Annotated in this window: 23 protein-coding genes and 1 pseudogene; 9 read left to right on the top strand and 15 right to left on the bottom strand. The window is 71.2% G+C overall.

Annotation, left to right across the window (positions count from 1 at the left end):
- Positions 1 to 3: 3 nt before the first annotated feature.
- Complete coding sequence (locus tag HG542_RS31920) at positions 4 to 345, bottom strand: MerR family transcriptional regulator (RefSeq protein WP_171087677.1); 342 nt, start codon at positions 343 to 345, stop codon at positions 4 to 6.
- Positions 346 to 404: 59 nt separating this feature from the next.
- On the opposite strand from HG542_RS31920, the gene HG542_RS31915 reads away from it, so the two are divergent.
- The gene (locus HG542_RS31915; RefSeq protein WP_171087675.1) at positions 405 to 1,190 is read left to right on the top strand and encodes an alpha/beta fold hydrolase; all 786 of its coding nucleotides are present in this window, start codon (positions 405 to 407) and stop codon (positions 1,188 to 1,190) included.
- Positions 1,191 to 1,242: 52 nt separating this feature from the next.
- Positions 1,243 to 2,031 carry an alpha/beta fold hydrolase gene (locus HG542_RS31910; protein WP_171087673.1) on the top strand — a complete coding sequence of 263 codons (789 nt, stop codon included), beginning with the start codon at positions 1,243 to 1,245 and terminating at the stop codon, positions 2,029 to 2,031.
- Here the strand turns inward: HG542_RS31910 and HG542_RS31905 are convergent.
- Together HG542_RS31905 and HG542_RS31900 are read right to left on the bottom strand one after the other, a co-directional pair.
- Positions 1,999 to 2,241 carry a DUF6087 family protein gene (locus tag HG542_RS31905; protein WP_171087671.1) on the bottom strand — a complete coding sequence of 81 codons (243 nt, stop codon included), beginning with the start codon at positions 2,239 to 2,241 and terminating at the stop codon, positions 1,999 to 2,001. The two genes, HG542_RS31910 and HG542_RS31905, sit on opposite strands and share 33 nt — an antisense overlap.
- 40 nt (positions 2,242 to 2,281) lie before the next feature.
- The gene (locus HG542_RS31900; RefSeq protein ID WP_171087669.1) at positions 2,282 to 2,683 is read right to left on the bottom strand and encodes a hypothetical protein; all 402 of its coding nucleotides are present in this window, start codon (positions 2,681 to 2,683) and stop codon (positions 2,282 to 2,284) included.
- 141 nt (positions 2,684 to 2,824) lie between these two features.
- Here HG542_RS31900 and HG542_RS31895 point away from each other — a divergent pair, with 141 nt between their 5' ends.
- Positions 2,825 to 3,565 (top strand): alpha/beta hydrolase, encoded by a 741-nt coding sequence (locus HG542_RS31895; protein WP_171087668.1) that lies wholly within the window; start codon positions 2,825 to 2,827, stop codon positions 3,563 to 3,565.
- 2 nt (positions 3,566 to 3,567) lie between these two features.
- Here the strand turns inward: HG542_RS31895 and HG542_RS31890 are convergent, their stop codons facing one another.
- From HG542_RS31890 to HG542_RS35560, 3 genes are all read right to left on the bottom strand, one after another.
- Positions 3,568 to 4,593, bottom strand: a complete 1,026-nt coding sequence (locus HG542_RS31890; protein WP_171087666.1) for an alpha/beta hydrolase — start codon at positions 4,591 to 4,593, stop codon at positions 3,568 to 3,570.
- 57 nt (positions 4,594 to 4,650) lie between these two features.
- Complete coding sequence (locus HG542_RS31885; protein ID WP_229922538.1) at positions 4,651 to 6,174, bottom strand: ABC transporter substrate-binding protein; 1,524 nt, start codon at positions 6,172 to 6,174, stop codon at positions 4,651 to 4,653.
- Between the two features lie 161 nt (positions 6,175 to 6,335).
- Positions 6,336 to 6,617 carry an SCO4848 family membrane protein gene (locus HG542_RS35560; RefSeq protein WP_227727055.1) on the bottom strand — a complete coding sequence of 94 codons (282 nt, stop codon included), beginning with the start codon at positions 6,615 to 6,617 and terminating at the stop codon, positions 6,336 to 6,338.
- On the opposite strand from HG542_RS35560, the gene HG542_RS31880 reads away from it, so the two are divergent.
- Positions 6,517 to 8,049 carry a D-alanyl-D-alanine carboxypeptidase family protein gene (locus tag HG542_RS31880; protein WP_227727053.1) on the top strand — a complete coding sequence of 511 codons (1,533 nt, stop codon included), beginning with the start codon at positions 6,517 to 6,519 and terminating at the stop codon, positions 8,047 to 8,049. The two genes, HG542_RS35560 and HG542_RS31880, sit on opposite strands and share 101 nt — an antisense overlap.
- 79 nt (positions 8,050 to 8,128) lie before the next feature.
- On the opposite strand, the gene HG542_RS31875 is transcribed toward HG542_RS31880, so the two are convergent.
- The 3 genes from HG542_RS31875 to trpS form a co-directional block, all read right to left on the bottom strand.
- Positions 8,129 to 9,001: a YihY/virulence factor BrkB family protein gene (locus HG542_RS31875; RefSeq protein WP_171087662.1), complete on the bottom strand. Its 873-nt coding sequence runs from the start codon at positions 8,999 to 9,001 to the stop codon at positions 8,129 to 8,131.
- Positions 9,002 to 9,020: 19 nt separating this feature from the next.
- On the bottom strand, positions 9,021 to 9,620 hold the full coding sequence (locus HG542_RS31870) for a 2'-5' RNA ligase family protein (RefSeq protein WP_171087660.1): 600 nt from the start codon (positions 9,618 to 9,620) through the stop codon (positions 9,021 to 9,023).
- Positions 9,621 to 9,734: 114 nt separating this feature from the next.
- Positions 9,735 to 10,748 carry a tryptophan--tRNA ligase gene (trpS, locus tag HG542_RS31865; protein WP_171087658.1) on the bottom strand — a complete coding sequence of 338 codons (1,014 nt, stop codon included), beginning with the start codon at positions 10,746 to 10,748 and terminating at the stop codon, positions 9,735 to 9,737.
- Positions 10,749 to 10,850: 102 nt separating this feature from the next.
- Between trpS and rocD the strand changes: the two genes are divergently transcribed.
- Both rocD and HG542_RS31855 read left to right on the top strand, forming a co-directional pair.
- Positions 10,851 to 12,056, top strand: coding sequence for an ornithine--oxo-acid transaminase (gene rocD, locus HG542_RS31860; protein ID WP_171087656.1), 1,206 nt, complete (start codon positions 10,851 to 10,853; stop codon positions 12,054 to 12,056).
- A 71-nt stretch (positions 12,057 to 12,127) separates the two neighbouring features.
- Positions 12,128 to 12,550: a hypothetical protein gene (locus HG542_RS31855; protein ID WP_171087654.1), complete on the top strand. Its 423-nt coding sequence runs from the start codon at positions 12,128 to 12,130 to the stop codon at positions 12,548 to 12,550.
- Positions 12,551 to 12,702: 152 nt separating this feature from the next.
- Here HG542_RS31855 and HG542_RS31850 read toward each other — a convergent pair whose 3' ends face one another.
- Both HG542_RS31850 and HG542_RS31845 read right to left on the bottom strand, forming a co-directional pair.
- Positions 12,703 to 13,908, bottom strand: coding sequence for a glutathionylspermidine synthase family protein (locus HG542_RS31850; RefSeq protein ID WP_171087652.1), 1,206 nt, complete (start codon positions 13,906 to 13,908; stop codon positions 12,703 to 12,705).
- Between the two features lie 5 nt (positions 13,909 to 13,913).
- Positions 13,914 to 14,249, bottom strand: coding sequence for a hypothetical protein (locus HG542_RS31845; RefSeq protein ID WP_171087650.1), 336 nt, complete (start codon positions 14,247 to 14,249; stop codon positions 13,914 to 13,916).
- Between the two features lie 85 nt (positions 14,250 to 14,334).
- Between HG542_RS31845 and HG542_RS31840 the strand changes: the two genes are divergently transcribed.
- On the top strand, positions 14,335 to 15,219 hold the full coding sequence (locus HG542_RS31840; protein ID WP_171087694.1) for a DMT family protein: 885 nt from the start codon (positions 14,335 to 14,337) through the stop codon (positions 15,217 to 15,219).
- Here the strand turns inward: HG542_RS31840 and HG542_RS31835 are convergent.
- Both HG542_RS31835 and HG542_RS31830 read right to left on the bottom strand, forming a co-directional pair.
- Positions 15,160 to 15,348 (bottom strand): DUF397 domain-containing protein, encoded by a 189-nt coding sequence (locus HG542_RS31835; protein WP_171087648.1) that lies wholly within the window; start codon positions 15,346 to 15,348, stop codon positions 15,160 to 15,162. The genes HG542_RS31840 and HG542_RS31835 overlap by 60 nt on opposite strands.
- Positions 15,324 to 16,172, bottom strand: coding sequence for a helix-turn-helix domain-containing protein (locus HG542_RS31830; protein WP_171087646.1), 849 nt, complete (start codon positions 16,170 to 16,172; stop codon positions 15,324 to 15,326). Before HG542_RS31830 ends, HG542_RS31835 begins: the two co-directional genes overlap by 25 nt.
- Positions 16,173 to 16,289: 117 nt before the next feature.
- Between HG542_RS31830 and HG542_RS31825 the strand changes: the two genes are divergently transcribed.
- Positions 16,290 to 16,613, top strand: a complete 324-nt coding sequence (locus HG542_RS31825; protein ID WP_171087644.1) for a hypothetical protein — start codon at positions 16,290 to 16,292, stop codon at positions 16,611 to 16,613.
- Positions 16,614 to 16,775: 162 nt separating this feature from the next.
- Positions 16,776 to 20,459, top strand: a complete 3,684-nt coding sequence (locus tag HG542_RS35870; RefSeq protein WP_171087642.1) for an nSTAND1 domain-containing NTPase — start codon at positions 16,776 to 16,778, stop codon at positions 20,457 to 20,459.
- Positions 20,460 to 20,499: 40 nt separating this feature from the next.
- On the opposite strand, the gene HG542_RS31815 is transcribed toward HG542_RS35870, so the two are convergent.
- Together HG542_RS31815 and HG542_RS35545 are read right to left on the bottom strand one after the other, a co-directional pair.
- Positions 20,500 to 21,426, bottom strand: coding sequence for an alpha/beta hydrolase (locus tag HG542_RS31815; protein ID WP_171087640.1), 927 nt, complete (start codon positions 21,424 to 21,426; stop codon positions 20,500 to 20,502).
- A gap of 55 nt (positions 21,427 to 21,481) precedes the next feature.
- Positions 21,482 to 21,620 (bottom strand): annotated as a pseudogene (locus HG542_RS35545) (ABC transporter ATP-binding protein); the annotation flags it as partial.

Here is a 21,620-nt window from a genome sequence, read left to right as displayed (position 1 = left end):
CGGCTAGGCCCGCAGCGCAATCCGCGTCAACGCCTCGCGCCGCCGCCGCAGCTCCGCCATCTCCGCGTCGAGCCGCGCCAGTTGCCCCTCCAGCACGCGCAGCGTGACATCGCAGCTCACCAGCCCCGGCCCGCCGTGCGCACAGGGCAGCACCTCGCCGATGTCCCCGGTGTTGAGCCCCGCCGCGAGCAGCTCGCGAATCCGCCGGACGGTCTCCACCGCACCGGCCCCGTACCGGCGGTACCCACTCGCATCACGGTCCGCCACGAGCAACCCCTGTTGCTCGTAGTACCGCAGCAACCGCGGGCTCACACCCGTCCGCCGCGACAGTTCACCGATCCGCATACCCCGTGCCCCCTCCGGACTTGACCTTGACACCGGTGTCACAGGACAACCTGTCGCACATGGCAAACATTCCGGCTCTGCACACCACCATCACCGGTTCGGGCCCCGGCATCCTGCTCGCCCACGGCGCCACCGGGAGCATCGCGGACAACTACGCGGCCCTCGCCCCCGCCCTGGCGGCCGCAGGCCACACGGTCGTGGCGCCGGACTACCCCGGCTCGGGCGAAACCCCCCGTGCCACCGGCCCGTTGACGCTCGACGGGCTCGCCGACGCCCTGGTCGCACAGGCCGTGGCGGCGGGCGTGGAGACGTTCACCCTCGTCGGCTTCTCCCTCGGCACGGCCGTCTCCGTACGGGCGGCGGCGCGGCACCCCGAGCGCGTCCACGGGCTCGTCCTGACCGCGGGCCTGGCCCGGCCCGACCGGCACGCGGACATCACGCTCGGCCTGTGGGCGCATCTGCTGGAGCAGGGCGACCACGCGTCCTTCGCCCGGTCCCGCACGCTGACCGGCTGGTCGCGCCGGCACCTCAACGGCCTGTCGCAGGCGGAGGCGGACGCGCTGCTCGCCCCGGACCCGTCGCTGTGGCCCGCCGGCTCCGCCGAACAGGCCGCGCTGGTACGGACCGTGGACACGACGGCCGACCTGCCGGGCATCGCCGTGCCGACGCTCGTCATCGCGACGACGGAGGACGAGCTGATCCACCCGTCCCACTCCCGCGGGCTCGCGGACCGCATCCCGGGCGCGGAGTACGCGGAGGTCGCGGCGGGACACGTGGTGATGCACGAGCGGTACGAGGAGTGGGCTGGGCTGATTCTGGACTTCCTCGACCGGCACGGACTCTGACGGTGAGCCAGGTCATACTGCCCGGCGGGGGCGACACGGCACCCTCATGCCCATGACGCACACACCCCTGCCGCCGCTCCGTACCACCGTCCGCGGGGCGGGCCCCGGCCTGCCGCTCGCGCACGGCGCGGGAGGCAGTGTCGCGGCGCATTTCGCCGCGCTCATGCCGGCGCTGGCCGAGCAGCACACGGTCGTGGCGCCGGACTACCCCGGTTCGGGCGGGACGCCCCTCCCGGCCGGGCCGCTCACGCTCGACGGCCTGGCCGACGCGCTGGTGGCCGCGGCCACCGGGGCGGGCGTGGAGTCCTTCACGCTCGTCGGCTACTCGCTCGGCACGCTCGTCTCCGTACGGGCGGCGGCACGGCACCCCGGGCGGGTCCGCGGCCTCGTGCTGACCGCGGGCATGGCCGGACCGGACAACCGCATGCTGGCCTCCCTTGAGTTGTGGCGCACGCTGCTGGGCGCGGGCGACCGCAAGGCCTTCGCCCGCTTCAGCGCGCTGAGCTCCTTCAGCACGGACTTCTTCAACGCGCTGCCGCAGGAGCAGGTCCCGGCGCTGCTGCACCTGCTGGCCTCGGCCGTCCCCGAGGGCACGGCGGACCAGGCGGGCCTGGTCGCGACGGCCGACACGACGGCCGACCTGCCGGGCATCGCGGTGCCGACGCTGGTCGTGGCCACGACCCGGGACAACCTGGTCTCCCCCGCCAACTCCCGCCTGCTGGCGGACCGTATCCCCGGGGCCGAGTACGCGGAGATCGCCGCGGGGCACGCCGTGATGGTCGAACGCCAGGAGGAGTGGCAGAAGCTGCTACTGGAATTCCTGGCGCGGCACGGCCTCTGACGCCCACGCCCGCGCGGCCGGGAGATCGGGGGCGATCCCGGCCACCTGGTAGGCGAACCCGTCCCACTCCAGCAGCACGCGCGGCTCACCGGGCCGCACATGACTCCCGCCCCCGTGCCACGGCCGGTGCCGCCGCACCTCCCCCAGCGGCGCCAGGCGCCGCCGTTCGTAGGCGGCGAGTGGATCTTCGGGACGGCGGTATTCGGCCATCCCTTCAGAGTGCCGCAAGCGGCCGGTACGGGTGGGGTTTTCAGCGCACCCGCACGGTCCTCACCGCCGACGAGCGCAGCTCCGCGGGGTGCCTGTCGTGAGGGTCGTCGGACCCGAGAAGAACGGCCCGGAAGGCGAGGACGACCCCCCGGTGCCTCGGGGTGACCTTGACGTCTGCCTTCGTCAGGACACCCATGCGACCGCACTTCAGCATGTGCCAGGGCCCGTGCCTGCCGGTGCGCTCCTGGATGCAGACCTTCGTGTACGTCACCGCGTCGTCGTCCCCGCGAGCGTGGATCGCGACGGCGTGCCCGGCACGCACCGTACGGTGCGCCACCACCTTGAAGTCGATCCCGCCCTTGGCAACGGCGGGCCCTGCCGCCGGCCCGACGGACACGACCCCCAGCGCCGCTGCCGACGCCACGGTACGAAGCCACTTCACGGCCGTCCCCTCCCTGTGCGGTTCCCGTCGCCCGGTGAGACGGTGCGGGGGCAGTGCGCGTTGCGCGGGAACGAGGACACCAGGTGTCCTCGTGCGTTGCTACGGTGCCGGGAACGTCGCCCACGGAAAGAGACAACGCCCATGGCTGCACTGGTTCTGGTCCCCGGATTCTGGCTCGGTGCCTGGGCCTGGGAGGACGTGGCCCGCGAACTCCGCTCCGCTGGGCACGAGGTCCACACGGTGACGCTGACGGGCCTGGCGGAGCGGGCCGGTGAGGCCGGGCCGGGGACGGGCGTGCAGGCGCACATCGCCGACATCGTGCGCGTCATCGAGGACAACGGCCTGCAGGACGTGGTGCTGGTCGGCCACAGCGGTGCGAACGTGCCCGTCACCGGCGCCGCCGCGCGGATTCCCGGGCGGATCGCGCGGCTGGTGTTCGTCGACACCGCGCCGCTGCCCTCCGGAATGGCCGTGATCGACTTCAACCATCCGGCGACGCAGGAGCGCTGGCGGAAGGAAGTGGCCGAGGAAGGGGACGGCCAGTGGCTGCCGGTGCCGCCGTTCGAGCGGACGGGAGACGCCCACGACTTGGCCGGGCTGACCGACGAGCACCTCGCGCGCCTGCGGGAGCGGTGCACCCCACAGCCTTTCGCCACGGCCACCGAGGGCCTCGACCTGCCGCATGGACTGCCCGCCGTCCCGTCCTCCCTGGTCGCCTGCACCTTCACCCCCGGGCAACTGCGCGAGCTCGCCGCGAGCGGCAGCCCGCTCTTCGCGCCGCTCGCCGGCATGGACCTGCATCATCTCCCCACCGGCCACTGGCCGATGTTCTCCCGGCCGGTGGAACTGGCCATGACCCTGGGAGGGTTGGCGGACCGATAGGCCTACGGCGCCGCCACAGGCCCCTGCATCTGCTTGCTGATCCATTCGATCGGGCCCGTCCCCATGTTGGGGACATAGGTCTTGGCGTTGTGCTCCCCGTCGGGTATCTCGCTCAACATGGTGTGCACCGGTCCCTTGTTGCCGTACGTGGCGATGAAATCCTTCACGTTCTTCATCGCCGTCTTCTCCTTCGTGCCGACCTGGAAGGACAGATAGACGTCCGGCCCCTTGGCCTTGATCAACTGCTTGGCCAGCAGCTGGGGGTTGTTGGCCGCCTTCTCCTTCCCGTGTCCCGCCCACAGCGGTGAATCGGGGACGATGTCCGGCCCGGAGGCGATCACGGCCTTGAAGCGGTCCGGCTTCTGCAGCACCGCCTTGAGGCCGGCGAAGCCGCCCGACGAGGAACCCATGAAGGCCCAGCCCTCGCGCTGTTTCAGGGTGCGGAAATTGGCCTTGACGAGGTCGGGGACGTCCTCCGTGAGCCACGTGCCCATCTTCGGTTGCCCCGGGATGTCGCTGCCGTCGTAGTAGTTCTTGTCGTCCGGGTTCAGGACGGGCATGGCGACGATGAAGGGCAGGCTCTTGCCCTCCTTCGACCATTCGCTGATCGACTGCTGCAGCTTGAGGTCCGTGCCCATCCAGTAGTTGACGGGATAGCCGTTGCCGCCCGGCAGGGCGATCAGCACGGGAAAGCCGCTGTTCTTGTACTTCGGGTCGTCGTACTGCTTGGGGGCCCAGACCCAGACCTTGCCCTTGAAGCCGGACTTCTTGCCGTCCAGGGTGACGACACCGATCTTGGTGCCGTCCTGGACCGTGCCGGCGACCTTGAAGTCCGCCTTCGGGCCGGTGGGCATGAGCGTGCCGGTTCCGCCCGCGGAGCCGGATCCGGTGTCCCCCTGGCCGAAGCTCATGGAGTCGCCCTTGTCGGAGAACAGGCCGAAGGAATTGAGAACGGGCCAGGCGATGAGGCCGAGGGCGACAGCGATGACCGCCGCCACGGCGAGCCGGCGTGTGGGTGCAGTAGCCATGCGGCCAGGGTGGGCGTGTGTTGTAAGAGGGCTTCTAAGAGCCTCCGGTCCCGCCCCTCAGATACGTCCCAGCCGCCACAGCCGCCAGATCCCCGTCCCGTCCGACAGATACTCCGCCCCCGAAATCGACGACGTCGTCAGCACATACTCTTTCTTCTGCCACAGCGGCACCATCGGCACGTCCTCCGCCACGATCTTCTGGATCTGCCGGAAGTCCTCCGTCACCCGGTTCCGCTGGTAGATCTGCCGCGCCTGGGCGATCAGTTTCTCCACCCGTGCGCTCGAATAGCCCGAGTGCAGCGCATTGTCCGCGCCGACCAGCGGAGTGGTGAACGTGTCCGGGTCCGGGAAGTCCGCCACCCAGCTGACGCAGTACGCGTCGTAGGCGCCCCGCGCGTACCCTTCCTGGAATTCCTGCCAGCCCACCCGCTGCGGTGTCACCCGGAACAGGCCCGTGGCCTCCAACTGCCTTTTGATCAGGGCGGCTTCCTGGTCCGTCGCCGCGCCCTGCGAATACGCCAGCCCGAAACGGACCGGCACCGCCACCCCGGCCTCGCGCAGCATCTCCCGGGCCCGCGCCGCGTCCGGCTTCGGGTAGGCGTCGTAGAACGACGTCGCATGGCCCGTGATGCCTTGCGGGACAAGGGAGTACAGCGGATCCACCGTCCGCCGGTGGACGTCGCGCGCGATCGCCTCGCGGTCGAGCACGGCCGCGATCGCCTGCCGGATCGCGGTCTCCTTCAGCGGCGCCCCGTCCCGCACGTCGAAGACGAGCGAGCGGATGCTCGGCGCCGTGGTCTCCACGACGCGGACGCCCGGGTCCGTCGGCGAGATGCGGGCGATCTCCGCCGGCGGCATCTGCCGGCCGACGACCTCGACGGAACGTTCCTGCCAGGCCTCGTCCAGCGTGTCGGGATCGGCGAAGTACCGCACCGTGACCGGGCCGCCGAGGCTCTTGACCGCGCCCGTGTAGCGGGTGTTGGGCCGCAGCTCCGCCTCCGCCCCCGCACGGTACGTGGCAAGGCCGTACGGGCCGGAGCCGTCCACCGCGTCGCCCGTGCGGAGCCGGTCCGCGGGGTAGCGGGTGCTGTCGACGATCGAGCCGGCGCCTGTGGCGATCTTCAGCGGGAACGTGGCGTCGGGCACCCGGAGATGGAAGACGACCTCGGTACCGCCCCCGTCTCCGTCCACCGACTGCAGCGTGTCCAGCAGCGAACCCGGCCCCTGGTCGGAGTGGATGCGCTTGATGCGGTCGAAGGAGAACTTGACGTCCCGCGCCGTGAGTTCGTGCCCGTTGGCGAACGTCAGGTGCGGGCGCAGCTCGCACGTGTACGTACGCAGGCCCTCGCCGCGGAACCCGCAGCTGCGGGCCGCGTCCGGCACCGGCGTGCTGGAGCCCGGCGCGAAGGTCAGCAGGGACTGGTAGACGTTGCCGAACAGCGCCCAGGAACCGGCGTCGTAGGCGCCCGCCGGGTCGAGCGAGGTGACGCGGTCCGTCGTGCCGACCGTGACCGGACTGCGGTCCTCGCTCCCCGAGGCGAAGCCGCACCCTCCGGCGAGCAACGCCAACAAGACCGGCACCACCGTGCCCCTGTGCACACAACGCATCGCCGTGCCCCTCCCGCCCAGTGATGCGCATCACCGTAAACACGAGGGCGCACACACGTCCGGGGAATCGGCCAAGTGATCGCCGTGATTCCGCCCGTCCGCAATGTCCGGTGTCCTGCCGCTATGCCATACGTCTATGACGTACGCCGCAACGCACGCACCCCACGCAACCCGATGAGCCCGACAGCCGTCCCCAGAAGAAACGACGTGATCGCAAGCAGCAGGTGCACCCAGAAGTACGCGGTCGGGTCACCCGCACGGTCAAATGCGAGTCCGCTGGCGTCCTTCCACAGGTTCTTGACGAAAGTGATCCAGATGCACCAGCTCCAGGCCCCGAAGGCGAGCAGGAACCAGGACACGGGGCGAGTGAGCGTCGCGGGGGTTCGGGGAGCGGCATCCCCGGAAGAATTCACCATGCGTCCGAGTATGCGTTTCGCGTCCCGCACTCCTCCTATCGGGTCCTCGCCGGGGGACCGCCGTGAGGCGCCGTACCGGGTGGCGGGAGGGGGCGGTACGTTCACGACCGTGCCGACGACGACATCATTCCCCCCGCGGTCCGCCGCGCTGCGCCGCGGAGGCGCGGCCCTGCTGGCCGCCTCCGCATCGCTGCTGATCCCCCTGGCGACGGCCGCGCCCGCCCTCGCCGCCCCCGGGCCGGCGTCGCCAAGCGCAAGCGCCTCCCCCGGCGCGTCCCACGGCGCGACGGCGCCCGACGGCAAGGCCGGGCCGCCGCACAAGCCGGCCAAGGAGCCGCCCGCCCAGATGTCCACGGTGGGCGGCGAGCTGCTGGGCAAGCCCGGCACCCAGGTGCAGCTCGGGCCGGGTGCGCCCCAGCTGCCCAAGGAGATCAGCGGCGACTCCTGGCTCGTCGCGGACGCCGAGTCCGGCGACATCCTCGCCGCGCACAACGTGCACTGGAAGCTCCCGCCGGCGTCCACACTCAAGATGCTGTTCGCCGACACCGTGCTGCCGAAGTTCCCCAAGGACCAGAAGCACAAGGTGCTCGCCTCCGACCTGGCGGGCATGGGCGAGGGCAGCAGCCAGGTCGGCATCAAGGAGGACTCGACGTACACCGTCCACGACCTGTGGCTCGGTGTCTTCCTCCGCTCCGGCAACGACGCCGTGCACGCGCTCTCCGCGATGAACGGCGGCACCGCGAAGACCGTCCAGGACATGCAGGCGCACGCCGAGGAGCTCCAGGCGCTCGACACCCATGTCGTCACGCCCGACGGCTACGACGCCGAGGGCCAGGTCTCCAGCGCCTACGACCTCACGCTCTTCGCCCGCTCCGGGCTGCAGAACGCCGACTTCCGCGAGTACTGCTCGACCGTCTCCGCGCAGTTCCCCGGCGAGGAGAAGCCGGGCAAGAAGCGGGAGACCTTCGGCATCCAGAACACCAACCGGCTCCTCACCGGAGCCGCCGGCCTGCAGCCGTACAAGGGCATGGCGGGCGTCAAGAACGGGTCGACCACCAACGCCGGCAACACCTTCACGGGTGTCGCCCAGCACGACGGCAAGAAGCTGCTCGTCACGGTCATGAACCCGGACATCAAGGAGGCCAACGAGGTCTACAAGGAGACCCAGCGCCTCCTCGACTGGGGCTTCGAGGCGGCCGGCCACGTCAAGCCGGTGGGCGTGCTCGTCCCGCCCAAGGGCGGCGACAAGCCGGGCGGCCGGGCCGGCCAGGGCGCGGGCGCGCAGGCGTCCGTCACCGGCTCCTCCAAGGACGGCATGTGGACGGCCCTCGGCATCACGGGCGGCGCACTGGCCGTGCTGGCCGTGGCGGGGTTCGTGGTGCACCGCCGGCACCCGTTGCCGGACCTGGTCCGGCGCCGGCCGAAGAGCTAGCCGACGGGAGCCTCGCGCCCCGTCAGGGGCGCGGGGAACTGCGCGACCAGCCACGACGCTCCCGCAGATGACCTGCCGCTCAGGTGGTCCGTCGGCCGCGGGCCGACGGTGGTTGCTCGCGCAGTTCCCCGCGCCCCTTCGGGGCGCTCCGCGTTGCCGTCCACGCGGCGCAGGCCAGCGTCAGCTTTGCCGTGAAGCTGATCCACAGGAGCAGCGCGACCGGGGTGCCGAAGGCGCCGTACATGCTCTTGGCGGCGACGCCGCGCAGATAGCTGCTCAGCACGATCTTGAGCACCTCGAAGCCGACGGCCCCGATGAGCGCCGCCACCGCGAGGTTGCGGCGGTCCGGGTGCACGCCGGGCAGCCGGGAGAGCACGTAGAGCATCATCAGGAAGTCGGCCAGCACCGCCGCGCAGAACCCCGCGACGGTGAGCAGGACGCCGCCGCCCACCCCCGTGTGCTTCACGACCCAGTCGACGGCGGCGGTCGCAAAGGCGGAGCAGCCGAAGGAGACCAGCGCGACCGCCCCCAGGCCGAGCAGCACGGCCGCGTCCTTGAGCTTGAGCAGGACGACGTTCCCGGGGTCCTCCTCCAGCTCCCACACGGCCCGCAGGCACTCGCGCAGCTGGCCGACCCAGTTGATGCCGGTGAGCAGGAGCAGGGCCCCGGCGATCAGCCCGACGGTGCCGGCGTTGTCGGTGAACGAGCCGAGGTGCAGCCCCGGCACCTGGGCGGTGAGCCGTTTCTGGAGCTCCTGGCTCTGCCGCTCGCTGAGCAGCGCTGCGGTGACGGCAGCGCCGACGGTGACGAGCGGGAACAGGGCCAGGAAGCTGCTGAAGGTGATGGTGGCGGCGAGCCGGTTCCACTTGACCCGGGTGAGGGTCTCGTAGACGCACCACGCGTGGGTGCGGGTCAGCCGGGTGTAGACAGGATGCCGCGTGAGCCAGTTCATGCCGGCTCTTCTACCCGCTTCAGGGGATCTGCGGCGCGGCTCCCGGCAGCAGTGAGCCCCCCTGCCGGGGCACGGCGGGGCTCACGGACGGAGCGGAGCCGCGAAACGGAAAGTCGCGCTCCAGGCGCCACACCCCGTCCGCCCCCTGCTCGTAGAGGGCGAAGCCCCCCGTCGTCCACTCCGCCTCGTAGTCCGCGAGCTCCTCGTACGCCCGGTCCATGGCCTCCTCGGCGATGCCGTGCGCCACGGTCACATGCGGGTGGTACGGGAACTGCAGCTCGCGCGCGACGGGGCCCGACCCGTCGCGGATCCGCTTCTGCAGCCAGGCGCACGCCGCCGAGCCCTCGACCACGTTGACGAAGACGACGGGCGACAGCGGACGGAACGTGCCCGTCCCGGACAGCCGCATGCGGAAAGAGCGGCCCTGGGCGGCCACCCCGGCCAGATGCTCCTCGATCGCGGGCAGCGACGACGCGTCGACCTCGGTCGGCGGCAGCAGGGTCACATGCGTGGGAATGCCATGGGCGTGCGGGTCCCCGAAGCCTTCCCGGCGCTTCTGGAGAAAGCTGCCGTACGGCTCCGGGACCGCGATCGAAACGCCGAGCGTCACGGTTCCCATTGCGTTCTCCCTCCTGCTGCTCCTGTGCGCCTGTGTGTGCCCGTGGTCAGTGTGGCGGCTGTGCCGGGTCCGCTGCCAGATTCCCTGGTCCCGGCGGCCGGGGGACCATGGCCCTCAGTGCTTGGCGGGCAGGAAGCCCACCTTGTCGTAGGCCTGGGCGAGCGTCTCGGCCGCGACGGCGCGGGCCTTCTCCGCGCCCTTGGCCAGGACGGCGTCCAGGGTCTCCGGGTCGTCCAGGTACTCCTGCGTACGCGCGCGGAACGGGGTCACCCACTCCACCATCACCTCGGCGAGGTCGGTCTTGAGCGCACCGTAGCCCTTGCCCTGGTACTTCTCCTCCAGTTCCGGGATTCCGGTGCCCGTGAGCGTGGAGTAGATGGTGAGCAGATTACTGACGCCCGGCTTGTGCTCCGGGTCGAAGCGGATCACGGTGTCCGTGTCGGTGACCGCGCTCTTGATCTTCTTCGCCGAGACCTTGGGCTCGTCGAGCAGGTTGATCAGGCCCTTGGCGGTCGAGGCCGACTTGCTCATCTTGGCCGTCGGGTCCTGCAGGTCGTAGATCTTCGCGGTCTCGCGGACGATGTGCGCCGACGGGACGGTGAAGGTGTCGCCGTAGGTCCCGTTGAAGCGCTCGGCGATGTCGCGGGTCAGCTCGACGTGCTGGCGCTGGTCCTCGCCGACCGGCACGGAGTCGGCCTGGTACAGCAGGATGTCGGCGACCTGCAGGATCGGGTACGTGAACAGGCCGACGGTGGTGCGGTCGGCGCCCTGCTTGGCCGACTTGTCCTTGAACTGGGTCATGCGGGAGGCCTCGCCGAAGCCGGTGAGGCAGTTCATGACCCAGGCGAGCTGCGCGTGCTCGGGGACGTGGCTCTGGATGAAGAGGGTGCAGCGCTCCGGGTCGAGCCCGGCGGCCAGCAGCTGGGCGGCGGCGATGCGGGTGTTGGCGCGCAGCTCCATCGGGTTCTGCGGCACCGTGATCGCATGCAGGTCGACGACCATGTAGAAGGCGTCGTGGGTCTCCTGCAGGGCCACGTACTGGCGGATGGCACCGAGGTAGTTCCCGAGGTGGAACGAGCCTGCAGTGGGCTGGATACCGGACAGGGCGCGCGGACGATCAAGGGCCATGCACACATTCTCTCAGGTGTGGCGACGGACTCGGGCCGACGGTGGCCGACAGGGGTGTAGAAAAGGCGGCAGCAGCCTGCACCGACCCGAACGGAGCACGTGTTGACGTCCACAGAACGCAGCATCGCCGCCGCCGAGGAGCACAGCGCGCACAACTACCACCCGCTGCCGGTCGTGGTGGCGACCGCGCAGGGCGCATGGATGACCGACGTCGAGGGCCGCCGCTATCTCGACATGCTGGCCGGCTACTCGGCCCTCAACTTCGGCCACGGCAACCGCCGTCTGATCGACGCCGCCAGAGCCCAGCTCGACCGGGTGACGCTCACCTCACGCGCCTTCCACCACGACCGGTTCGCCGACTTCTGCGCAGAACTCGCCGCGTTGTGCGGCATGGAGATGGTCCTCCCCATGAACACCGGTGCGGAGGCGGTCGAGACGGCCGTGAAGACCGCCCGTAAATGGGGCTACCGCGTCAAGGGCGTGCCCGACGGCCGGGCGAAGATCGTCGTGGCGGACAACAACTTCCACGGGCGCACGACCACGATCATCTCCTTCTCGACGGACCCGGAGGCCCGGGCCGACTTCGGCCCGTACACCCCCGGCTTCGAGATCGTCCCCTACGGAGACCTGGCGGCGCTGGAGGCCGCGGTCGACGAGCACACGGTGGCCGTGCTGCTGGAGCCGATCCAGGGCGAGGCGGGCGTGCTGGTGCCGCCGCCGGGCTACCTCGCGGGGGTGCGGCGGCTGACGGCCGAGCGGAACGTCCTCTTCATCGCGGACGAGATCCAGTCCGGCCTGGGCCGCACGGGGAAGACGTTCGCGTGCGAGCACGAGGACGTGGTGCCCGACATGTACGTGCTGGGCAAGGCGCTGGGCGGCGGCGTGGTCCCGGTCTCGGCCGTGGTCTCGTCCCAGGACGTCCTCGGCGTCTACCGGCCCGGCGAACACGGTTCCACCTTCGGGGGGAATCCGCTGGCGTGCGCGGTGGCCCTGGAGGTCATCGCCATCCTGCGCTCCGGCGAGTACCAGGAGCGGGCGACGGAGCTGGGCGACCACCTGCACCACGAACTCGTCCGCCTGACCGCCTCCGGCGCGGTGACCGCGGTCCGCGGCCGCGGCCTGTGGGCGGGCATCGACATCGCCCCGTCCCACGGGACGGGGCGGGAGATCTCGGAACGGCTGATGGAGCGGCGGGTCCTGGTCAAGGACACGCACGGCTCGACGATCCGGATCGCACCCCCGCTGGTCATCTCCAAGGAGGACCTGGACTGGGGACTGGAACAGCTGCGGGCGGTACTGGGCAGCTGACGGGTGACCCCACCTGTCCCGATTCGTTCTCCTTGCGAAGCTTGTCGATTCGCGCCGAAGGAGAACTCCCCATGCGCTTCCGCTACGCACTGGCCCCCCTGGCCGCCGCTCTGTCCGTCGCCGCCGTCGCCCCGCTGGAGGCGGCGGCGGCCGACGCTCCGGCCGCGCGTCCCATCGTCCCCGAGGCCGTGGCGCTGAACGCGCAGGCCGATTTGCCGAAGGCGTCGGATATCCGGCAACTGGACAAGGAGCTCACGGCGCCCGAGGCCGCCCCTGCGCCACAAGCCGCCCCGCAGGCGGCTCCTCAGGCGGCTCCTCAGGCGGCCAAGCCCGCCGCCAAGCCCGCGGCCAAGAAGGCCCCGATGCCCGGGCCCGGCGAGGACGAGGAGGAGGGCGGACCGGAGCACGCGCCCGACGGCGGGCCGCTGGCACCGCTGGTCGGGCTGCTCGGCGGAGTGCCGATCCTCGGCGGGCTGTTGGGCGGCGGCCACTAGGGTGCGCACCCCGTAAGCCGCCCCTCGTCTGCGGGCGCGTCGTGGCTGATCGCGCAGTTCCCCGCGCCCCTCACGGGGCGCCTGCAGTGCGTCGCGCCCACGCGACGGAGCCGCAAATGTCAACAGCCCCGCGCCCCTCACGGGGCGCCTGCTTACGGGGCGATCACGTGCGGCACGAACCTCGCGTACCCGTCCGTGATCGGCCCCGCCGACTCGCGGATGCCCAGCCCGGAGGGCTCCCCCTCCACCGTCCACGCACCGAGCACCACCCGGTTGCCGTCGAAGTCCGGCAGCGGCGCCAGCTCCTGGTAGCAGCAGGGTTCGTCCCGGACCACCGGGTCCGGGGCGCCCGGCTCATGCAGCGTGACGCCCGCACCCTCCCGCCCCAGCAGCGGCTTCGCCGCATAGCCCGTCGTACGGGCCAGCTCCCGCGGACCGTCCAGATACGCCGGCAGCAGGTTCGGGTGCCCCGGGAACAGCTCCCACAGCACCGCCAGCAGCGCCTTGTTGGACAGCAGCATCTTCCACGCCGGCTCGATCCACAGCGTCGAGCCCGTGCCCCCGCCGTTGTCGAGCGTGTCCAGCACATGCGGACCGAACTCGTCCGTCGCCAGCCACTCCCACGGGTAGAGCTTGAAGCACGCCCGTATGAACCGCAGCGACTTGTCCACGAACCGGCCGGACAGCGGGTCCCACCCGATGTCCTCCATCGAGATCGCCTCCGTCGCGAGGCCCGCCTGGTCGGCCGTCTCGCGCAGGTACGCGACCGTCATCAGGTCCTCGCCCAGCTCGTCCCCCGCCGAGTGCGCGAAGTGCACCGGCGCACCCGGCGGCAGCAGCGGCGCCTGCCGCCGCCACGCCTCCACCAGCCGCTCGTGCAACGAGTTCCACTGGTCCGTGCCCGGCACGTCCCCGAACCGGTCCTCCATCCAGAACCACTGCGCACTCGCCGCCTCCACCAGGGACGTCGGCGTGTCCGCGTTGTACTCCAGCATCTTGGCGGGCGCCCCCGTGCGCCCGTCGTAGTGCAGGTCGAACCGCCCGTACAGCGACGGCAGTTCGTCACTCCGCTCCCACGCCTCCGCGACGAGCGCCGCCAGCCGCGGATCCGTGATGCCGAGATCCGCGAACCGCTCCTTCTCGACGATGTGCCCCGCCGCGGCCAGACACATCTCGTGCAGCTCCGCCACCACCGCCTCCAGCACCTCGACCTCGGGCAGCGTGAAGGAGTAGTACGCGCTCTCGTCCCAGTACGGCCGCAGCGAACCGTCCGGGTGCCGGCACAGCGGATAGATCAGGCCCTGTTCCTCGACCGTCGCCTGCCAGCCCGGGCGAGGGGTGATGCGGTGGCGCCGCATCCCGCTCAGCCGCCCACGGAGTGGCTGCCCGAGCAGCCGAAACCGCCGCGGTTGACGGCCTGGCTCTTCGTGAACGTGCCACGGTCCGCATAGCCGTTGGTGCGGTCCGCGCCGTAGTACCAGCGGCCACCGGCACCGCCGGCCCCGCCGCCGCCCTTGTTGTCCTTGCAGGCCTTGCTGTCCAGGACCTTGTAACCCTTGGACACGTCATAGCTGTTCGGGTCGACGCACCGCTTGTCCGGCTCCGACCCGCAGGAGGTCAGGGCGGTGGCCAGCAGGCCCATCCCGCCGAGTATGACCGTGCTCGACCGCCAGCGGCGGGGTTGTCCCGTCTGTCCCATCTTTTTCGCCCCCGTGTACTGAAGAGTGCCGCCCACCCTAGACCTGCCCTCCGACACCCCTAGAGTCGGTCCCGTGATCCTCGGAATGCTCTGTGCCCTCGGCACCGCGGTCTGCTTCGGCACCGCCTCCGTCCTCCAGGCGGTTGCCGCCCGTGCAACGGCCCCCGGCAGCGGGTCCGGCGTGGACGCCGTGCTGCTGATGCGGGTGGTGCGGCAGTGGCGGTACGTGGCCGGGCTCGCGCTCGACGCCATCGGCTTCGTACTGGAGGTCGCCGCGCTCCGGCTGATCCCGATCTACGCCGTGGGCGCTGCGCTGGCTTCGAGTCTGGCGGTCACCGCTGTCACCGCGGCCTGGGTGATGCGGACCCGCCTCAGCGGGGTGGAGTGGGCGGCGGTGCTCACCGTCTGCGGCGGGCTGGGGCTGCTGGGCCTCGCGTCCGGTGCCGAGGGCCACGAGACGGGCTCGATGGCCCTGAAGGTGGGCACGCTGTGCGTGGGCTTCGCCGTTCTGGCCATCGGCGCCGCGGGCGGTCGCCTTCCGGGCCGCGCCCGGCCCGCCGTCCTCGGACTCGGCGCGGGCATCGGCTTCGGGGTGGTGGAGGTGGCCGTGCGACTCGTGGACGACGTGTCGCCCGGGGCCGTCCTCACCAACCCCGCCGCGTATGCGGTGCTGGTGGGCGGCGGTTCGGCGTTCCTGCTGCTGACGTCCGCCCTGCAACGGGGTTCGGTGACGGCCGCCACGGCCGGCATGGTGATCGGCGAGACGCTCGGCCCTTCGCTCGTGGGCGTGATCTGGCTCGGCGACCGCACCCGGGATGGGCTCGCGCCCATGGCCATTGCGGGGTTCGTACTGGCGGTGCTGGGTGCGCTTGCGCTCGCACGGTTCGGCGAGGCGCCTGCGGCGGGCCCGTCAGAGAGTGCGGATGAATCGCGCCCAGGCCTGGCGCGGGAGGATCAGGGCGGGGCCTGAGGGACGTTTGCTGTCGCGTATGGCCGTGACGGCTTCGCTGTCGGCAACCTCAACGCAGTCATGCTGATCGTCGCTGTACGTCGATTTGCGCCAACTGACTCTGCTCAACTCTCCTCGTATGGTGCACATGCGCCAACTTCCTCCATTGCCTGTTCAATCCGCTTGAGCGACAGGGCAAGCGGCAGCGCCAATGCGTGTACGCGATCGTAACGATGGGACTGCCGCGCAACTTCCCGACAGTCCTTCACGAGTTCCGTCAGCGTCCCACCTTCCAAGTAGACGACGTCCGGAGCGTTGTGGAAGGACAGCACGGTCACCGACATGCCCATGGCTGCGTGGCCGCCAGCCTCGAACGGCAGCACTTGGAGCTCGATGTTCGCCTTCCCGGCGGCCTCCAGTAGCTGCGCCAACTGCGCACGCATGACTGCCGGTCCGCCGACCGACCGCCGGATCACGGCCTCGTCCAGTACGGCCCACAGGAGTGGAGGCTCACTCCTGGCGAACACGTGCTGGCGAGCGATCCGCGCGGCTACCTTCTCCTCGATCTGGTCCGCCGTGCACCACGGCAGCGCTTCGCGAATGATTTCGCGCGCGTAAGCCTCGGTCTGCAACAGCCCTGGCACGCCGTGCGCCTGGTACTTGTGTATGGCAGTGGCTTTGGCCTCGTAGTCCCGAAACCTGCGGAACGCATCTTTGGGCGGGAACCGCTTGGCATGCACCCACAGGTCGTGCAAGTCACCGTCCGCCCCGAGGACTTTGTCCAGCCGCATGGAGAGGTCGTCGGTCGGCACCTCGTTACCCAGTTCGAACTGGGCAATCCGGCTGTGGGCAATGGGGATCTTGTCCCCCAGCTCCCTCTGCGTCCACCCCGCCCGAATACGCAGCTTGCGCAGCTTCGCCCCGTACAGGGCGGGCAGGGAAAGCGAGGAGTCAAGGTCCTTGGGCGCAGGCACAGTTGCCCCCAAATTTTAGAGTCGAGGCGGCGAAAGCCGTTACCCCTGGTGAGGGTAGCCCCACGCACCGACACTGAGTTCCGGAACGGAGAACACACCCCACCACCGAGGTACCCCATGCCCACTCCCCCACACGTCCGCGTGGCCGCCGCCCAGGCGGCCCGCGACCTGCACGACGCGTTCCGCGCGCACGGTTGCACCGTCGAGGTCGTACCGCAGCCGCCCGTGAACGGGCAGGTGTACCTCGCCATCCACGACCCGCTGAGCGGGACGGAGGCCCGGCTGCTGACGGCCGCGCTGCAGGCGTACCGGCCCCCGCGGTGCGCGCAGTGCCGCGCGTACAAGCACGCGTGGGCGGAGGCGGTACGAACCGCCAACGGCCCGGCCGCAACGGAGACGTTGCGGGCGATGGGCGTGCACCAGCGGCAGGCGCACTCCTGACCCCGTGGGGCCCGTACCCCCGTGACGGGCCCCTGGGAAGTCCAGCCCAAGGCGCCCGCGCGAGCCAAGCGGTTTCCCGGTTTCCTCGGGCGACGGGCGACCGGGAAACCCCTGTTGAGGTGCCCTTGAGCGGGCCTGGGCCCGCTGGGATGATCTTCAATCGTGGACGACGGTGGCGAACTCTTACGGAGGCTGCGACGCGAGCGCGGGGTGTCGCTGGCCAAACTGTCCACGCTCGCCTTCTACAGCAAGGGCTACCTGAGCAAGGTCGAGAACGGCGACAAACCGATGACGCTGGAGCTGGCGCGCGCCTGCGACCGGGCGCTCGGCACCGGCGGGTTACTCGAGGAACTCGTCCGGAACAGCGGGGGTTGCCCGTACCGGGGACTGTCGGCGTTCGGGCCGCAGGACGCCCGCTGGTTCTTCGGACGGGAACAGGCCACCGCGGCCCTGGTGGCCCAACTGACCAAACGGCTCGACGGGTCGGGGCCGCTGATGGTCGTCGCCCCGTCCGGCGCCGGGAAATCATCCCTGTTGCGCGCCGGGTTGATACCCGCCCTGACACGTGGCGTGCTTCCGGCGCCCGGTGCGGCAGGGCACTGGCAGCCGTTGTTGCTGACTCCGGGCGAACACCCCGCCGCGACGCTCCGGGCCCTGCTGGACCGGGCCACGGAGGCGCACCCGGCCGACTCCCCCCGATTCGCCCTGGTGGTGGACCAGTTCGAGGAACTGTTCACGTTGTGCCAGGACGAAACCGAACGGCGGGCCTTCGTCGAGCTGTTGCACGCGCTGACATCCGCACCGGCCGGGGCCAACTCCGAAGGCCCGGCCTGCCTGGCCGTACTCGGCATCCGGGCCGATTTCTACGGGCACTGCCTGGCGCACCAGGAGCTGGTCGCCGCCCTGCGGCACGGGCACGTCCCGCTGGGGCCCATGGACACGGGGCAGTTGCGCGAGGCCATCACGGGCCCGGCCGAGAAGGCGGGGCTGTCGGTGGAACCGGGGCTCGTGGAACTCATGCTCCGCGACGCGGGCGGCACGGCCACCCCGCGGGCCGGGGTGCTGCCCCTCCTCTCCCACGCCCTGCTGGCCACCTGGCAGCAGCGGACGGACACCACGCTGACCGTGGCCGGCTACCAGCTGACCGGCGGCATCTCGGGGGCGGTGGCCACCACGGCCGAGCACGCCTACTCCGCGCTGCCGCCGGAACAGCAGCCCGTCGCACGGCGGTTGCTGCTGCATCTCGTCCACCTCGACGACACCGGCGTCACCGGGCGCCGCATGGAACGCGGCCGCCTGCTGGAACGGGACCCGGCACCGGACGCGGCGAGCGCCGTCCTCGACGCGTTCGCCCGGGCCCGGCTGCTGACGCTGGACGCGGATCATGTGGAGCTGGCGCACGAGGCGCTGCTGCTCGCCTGGCCGCGGCTGCACACCTGGCTGGACGAGGACCGCGCGGGGCTGCGCATCCGGCAGTCGCTCGTGGAGGCGGCCGAGGCGTGGGAGCGCGAAGGGCGTGACACGGGCCAGCTCTACCGCGGCACGCGCCTCGCCCTCGCCCGCGAGTGGGCCGCCGACCCCGCGTGCCGGGCCGCCCTGGGGCCCGTGGCACAGGCGTTCCTCGACGCCGGTATCGACCACGAGACCGCCGAACGCCGGCGGGACCGCCGCCGCACCAGACGCCTGCGCCAGCTGCTCGCGAGTCTCGCGATGCTCCTGGCCCTCGCCCTGGTCGCCACGGGTGTGGCCTTCCAGCAGCGGGAGGCGGCTCTCACGGCGCAGCGGGAGGCCCAGTCCCGGCAACTGGCGGCCCAGTCCAGCGCGTTGATCGACTCCGACCCCGACCTGGCCTCCCTCCTGGCAGTCCAGGCCCATCGGACCAGCCCCACCAGTGAGGCCGTCAGCAGCCTCTATGCGGCTGCGGCGCTGCCGTTGCGGCACCTCCTCCCCTACCGCGGGGTCCCGGTGATGTCGGCAGTGTTCAGCCGCGACGGCAAGACCCTCATCGCCTCGGGCGGCGACGGCACGGTGCAACTGCGGGACGTCACCACGGGCACCACCCGCAACCTCCTTGCCGGCAACAGGTCATCGAGGGTTCCGGTCGCCCTGGGCGCGGACGGCAGGACCGTCGCCGCCAGCAACGACGACGGCACCGTACGGCTCGCGGACGTGGCCACGGGAACGATCCGCAACATCCCCACCGGTCACTCCTCTTCCGTGACCTCGGTGGCGTTCGGTCCGGACGGCAAGACCGTCGCCACCGGCAGCAGTGACAAGACCGTGCGGCTGTGCGACGTGACGACGGGCACGCACTGCACCGTCTTCAGCGGTCACACCGGCACGGTGATCTCGGTGGCCTTCAGCCCCGACGGCAGAACCCTCGCCACCTCGGGCGGCGACCGCACGGTGCGACTCTGGGACGTCACCACAGGCACCACCCGCAACGTCCTCACCGGCCATTCCGGCAACGTCGCATCCGTGGCGTTCAGCCCCGACGGCACCATTCTCGCCACCGGCGGCGACGACGCCACCGCGCGGCTGTGGGACACGGCCACGGGCGCGGCCCGCAGCATCCTCACCGGCCACGCCGACCCGGTGGCGTCGGTGGCCTTCAGCCCCGACGGCAGGACCCTCGCCACCGCCGGCGGCGACCGCACGGTGCAACTGTGGGACGTCGCCACGGGCACCAACCGCGGCACCTTCAAAGGCCATGCGGCGCCGGTGACTTCGGTGGCCTTCAGCCCCGACGGCAGAACTCTCGCCAGCGCAAGCTACGACGGCACCCTGCGGCTGTGGTACTCCACCGCAAGTACCACCCGGAACGTCCTCACCGGCCACACCAGCACTGTTGCGTCCATGGCGTTCAGCCCCGACGGCACCGCCCTCGCCACCGGCAGCTACGACAGCACAGTGCGGCTGTGGAACCTGGCCACAGGCACGCCACGCAGCATCCTCACCGGCCACACCAGCGGCGTGACGGCTGTCGCGTTCAGCCCGGACGGCCGGACCCTCGCCACCGGCGGCGTCGACAAGTCCGTACGCCTGTGGGACGCGACCACGGGCGCGGCCCGCGTGGCCCTCACCGGCCAGACCACCCCGGTGGTGTCGGCGGCGTTCAGCCCCGACGGCAGGACCCTGGCCGTCGGCGGCAACGACAGCACCGTACGGCTGTGGGACGTGGCCACGGGCGCAGCCCTCGACACCCTCACCGGCCAGGCCGGCCCGGTCGTATTGATGGCCTTCAGCCCGGAGGCCAGGACGCTTGCCACCAGCAGCGGGGGCACCACCGTGCAACTGTGGGACGTGACAACAGGCAAGAGACGCAAGGTGCTTACCGGGCACACCACCCTGGTCACCTCCATGGCCTTCAGCCCCGACGGCACCACCCTCGCCACCGGAAGCAGCGACCACGGCAGCTTCACCAGCGGCACCGGTGACGACACCGTCCGCCTCTGGGACGTGGCGACGGGCAAAGTCCGCAACGTCCTCACGGGCCACACCAACACCGTCACCTCCCTGGCCTTCAGCCCCGACGGCAAGTCCCTCGCGAGCGGCAGCTCCGACAGGACCGTGCGCCTGTGGGACGCGGCCACCGGCAAATCCCGCAACATCCTCACGGGCCACACCGGCCCCGTCGCCTCCGTGGCCTACGGCCCCGACGGCACCACCCTCGCCACCGGCAGCAGCGACGGCACCGCGCGGATCTGGAACGTGTACCTCCCCGACGAGGCAGAAGCCGTCCGCAGAATCTGCACGGCCCTCCACCGCGATTTCACGGAGGCCGAACGGGCCACGTACCTCCGGGGGCAGGCGCGAGGGGTGGGTGTGTGCGCAAATCCTCGTTGAGGGCGGCGTGTTGTGAGGATTTGGACTGTCGGAGCACCGCTCAGGCCCGCAGCAGCTCCCCGAACTCGCCTATCAGGCGGGCCGTTGCCGCCTCCGCCGCCCGGGATTTGCCCGCGAGGTGGAGGAAGCCGTGGACCAGGCCCGGGAAGACGTGCTTGTCGACCACGACGTCTGCGGCCAGCAGGGCGTCCGCGTAGGCCAGGCCCTCGTCCCGCAGCGGATCGAACTCCGCACAGCCGATGACCGCGGGCGGCAGGCCCTCGTGGCTGTCGGCGCGGAGGGGGGAGGCGGGGGCGCCGTCGGCGGCGGCGGGGAGGTCGGTGAGGTAGAGGCGCTTGATGCGGTCTATTTCGGCCGTGGTCAGGGCGTAGCCGTCGGCATTCTCCGTGAGGGAGCGGTGGTCGGCCTTGTCGCTGAGGTCGGTGCCGGGGTAGGCGAGGAACTGGGCGGCCAGCGGGCGCCCTTCGTCGCGGAAGGCGAGGGCGACTCCGGCGGCCAGATTGCCGCCGGCGCTGTCGCCCGCGACGGCGAGGTTGCCGCCGCCGTAGTCGGTGATGTGGTCGCAGATGTGACTCGTCACCGCGACGCAGTCGTCGAAGCCGGCGGGGAAGGGGAATTCGGGGGCGAGCCGGTAGGCGACGCTCACCACGACCGCGGTGAGGTCGCGGCAGAGGCGGCGGCAGATGCCGTCGTGGGTGTCGAGGTCGCCGCCGACGAAGCCGCCGCCGTGGAAGTAGACGACGGTGGGTACGGCCCCTTCGCCCTCCGGGCGGTAGATCCGGACCGGTACTCCGGTGATCCGGTCGTCGGCGACCGATCCCACCTCGATCGGCGGGGTGGTCGCGAGGGCGAGGGCGAAGGCGCGGGTGGCGTTGCGCATCTCGGCGGCCGTGGGCGGTTCGGCGGGCTCCGGTCCGTCGAGTCCGAGTTCCGTCAGCAGGGCGGCTATCTCCGGGTCCAAGGCCATGGGGCCAGGATGCCGCGGGTGCGCCGTGGTTGCACCCGGGGCGCCGCGTGAAGCGCTACCGTGCCGTTTCCTTCTCGTACGCCCGTACGACCTCGTCCGTCGGGCCGTCCATCAGCAGCTCACCGCGCTCCAGCCACAGCACGCGGTCGCATGTGTCGCGGATGGAGTTGTTGTTGTGGCTGACGAGGAAGACG

Source organism: Streptomyces morookaense (assembly GCF_013030945.1).
GTDB classification, from domain to species: Bacteria; Actinomycetota; Actinomycetes; order Streptomycetales; family Streptomycetaceae; genus Streptomyces; species Streptomyces morookaensis.
This window is presented reverse-complemented; position numbering and strand designations above follow the sequence as displayed.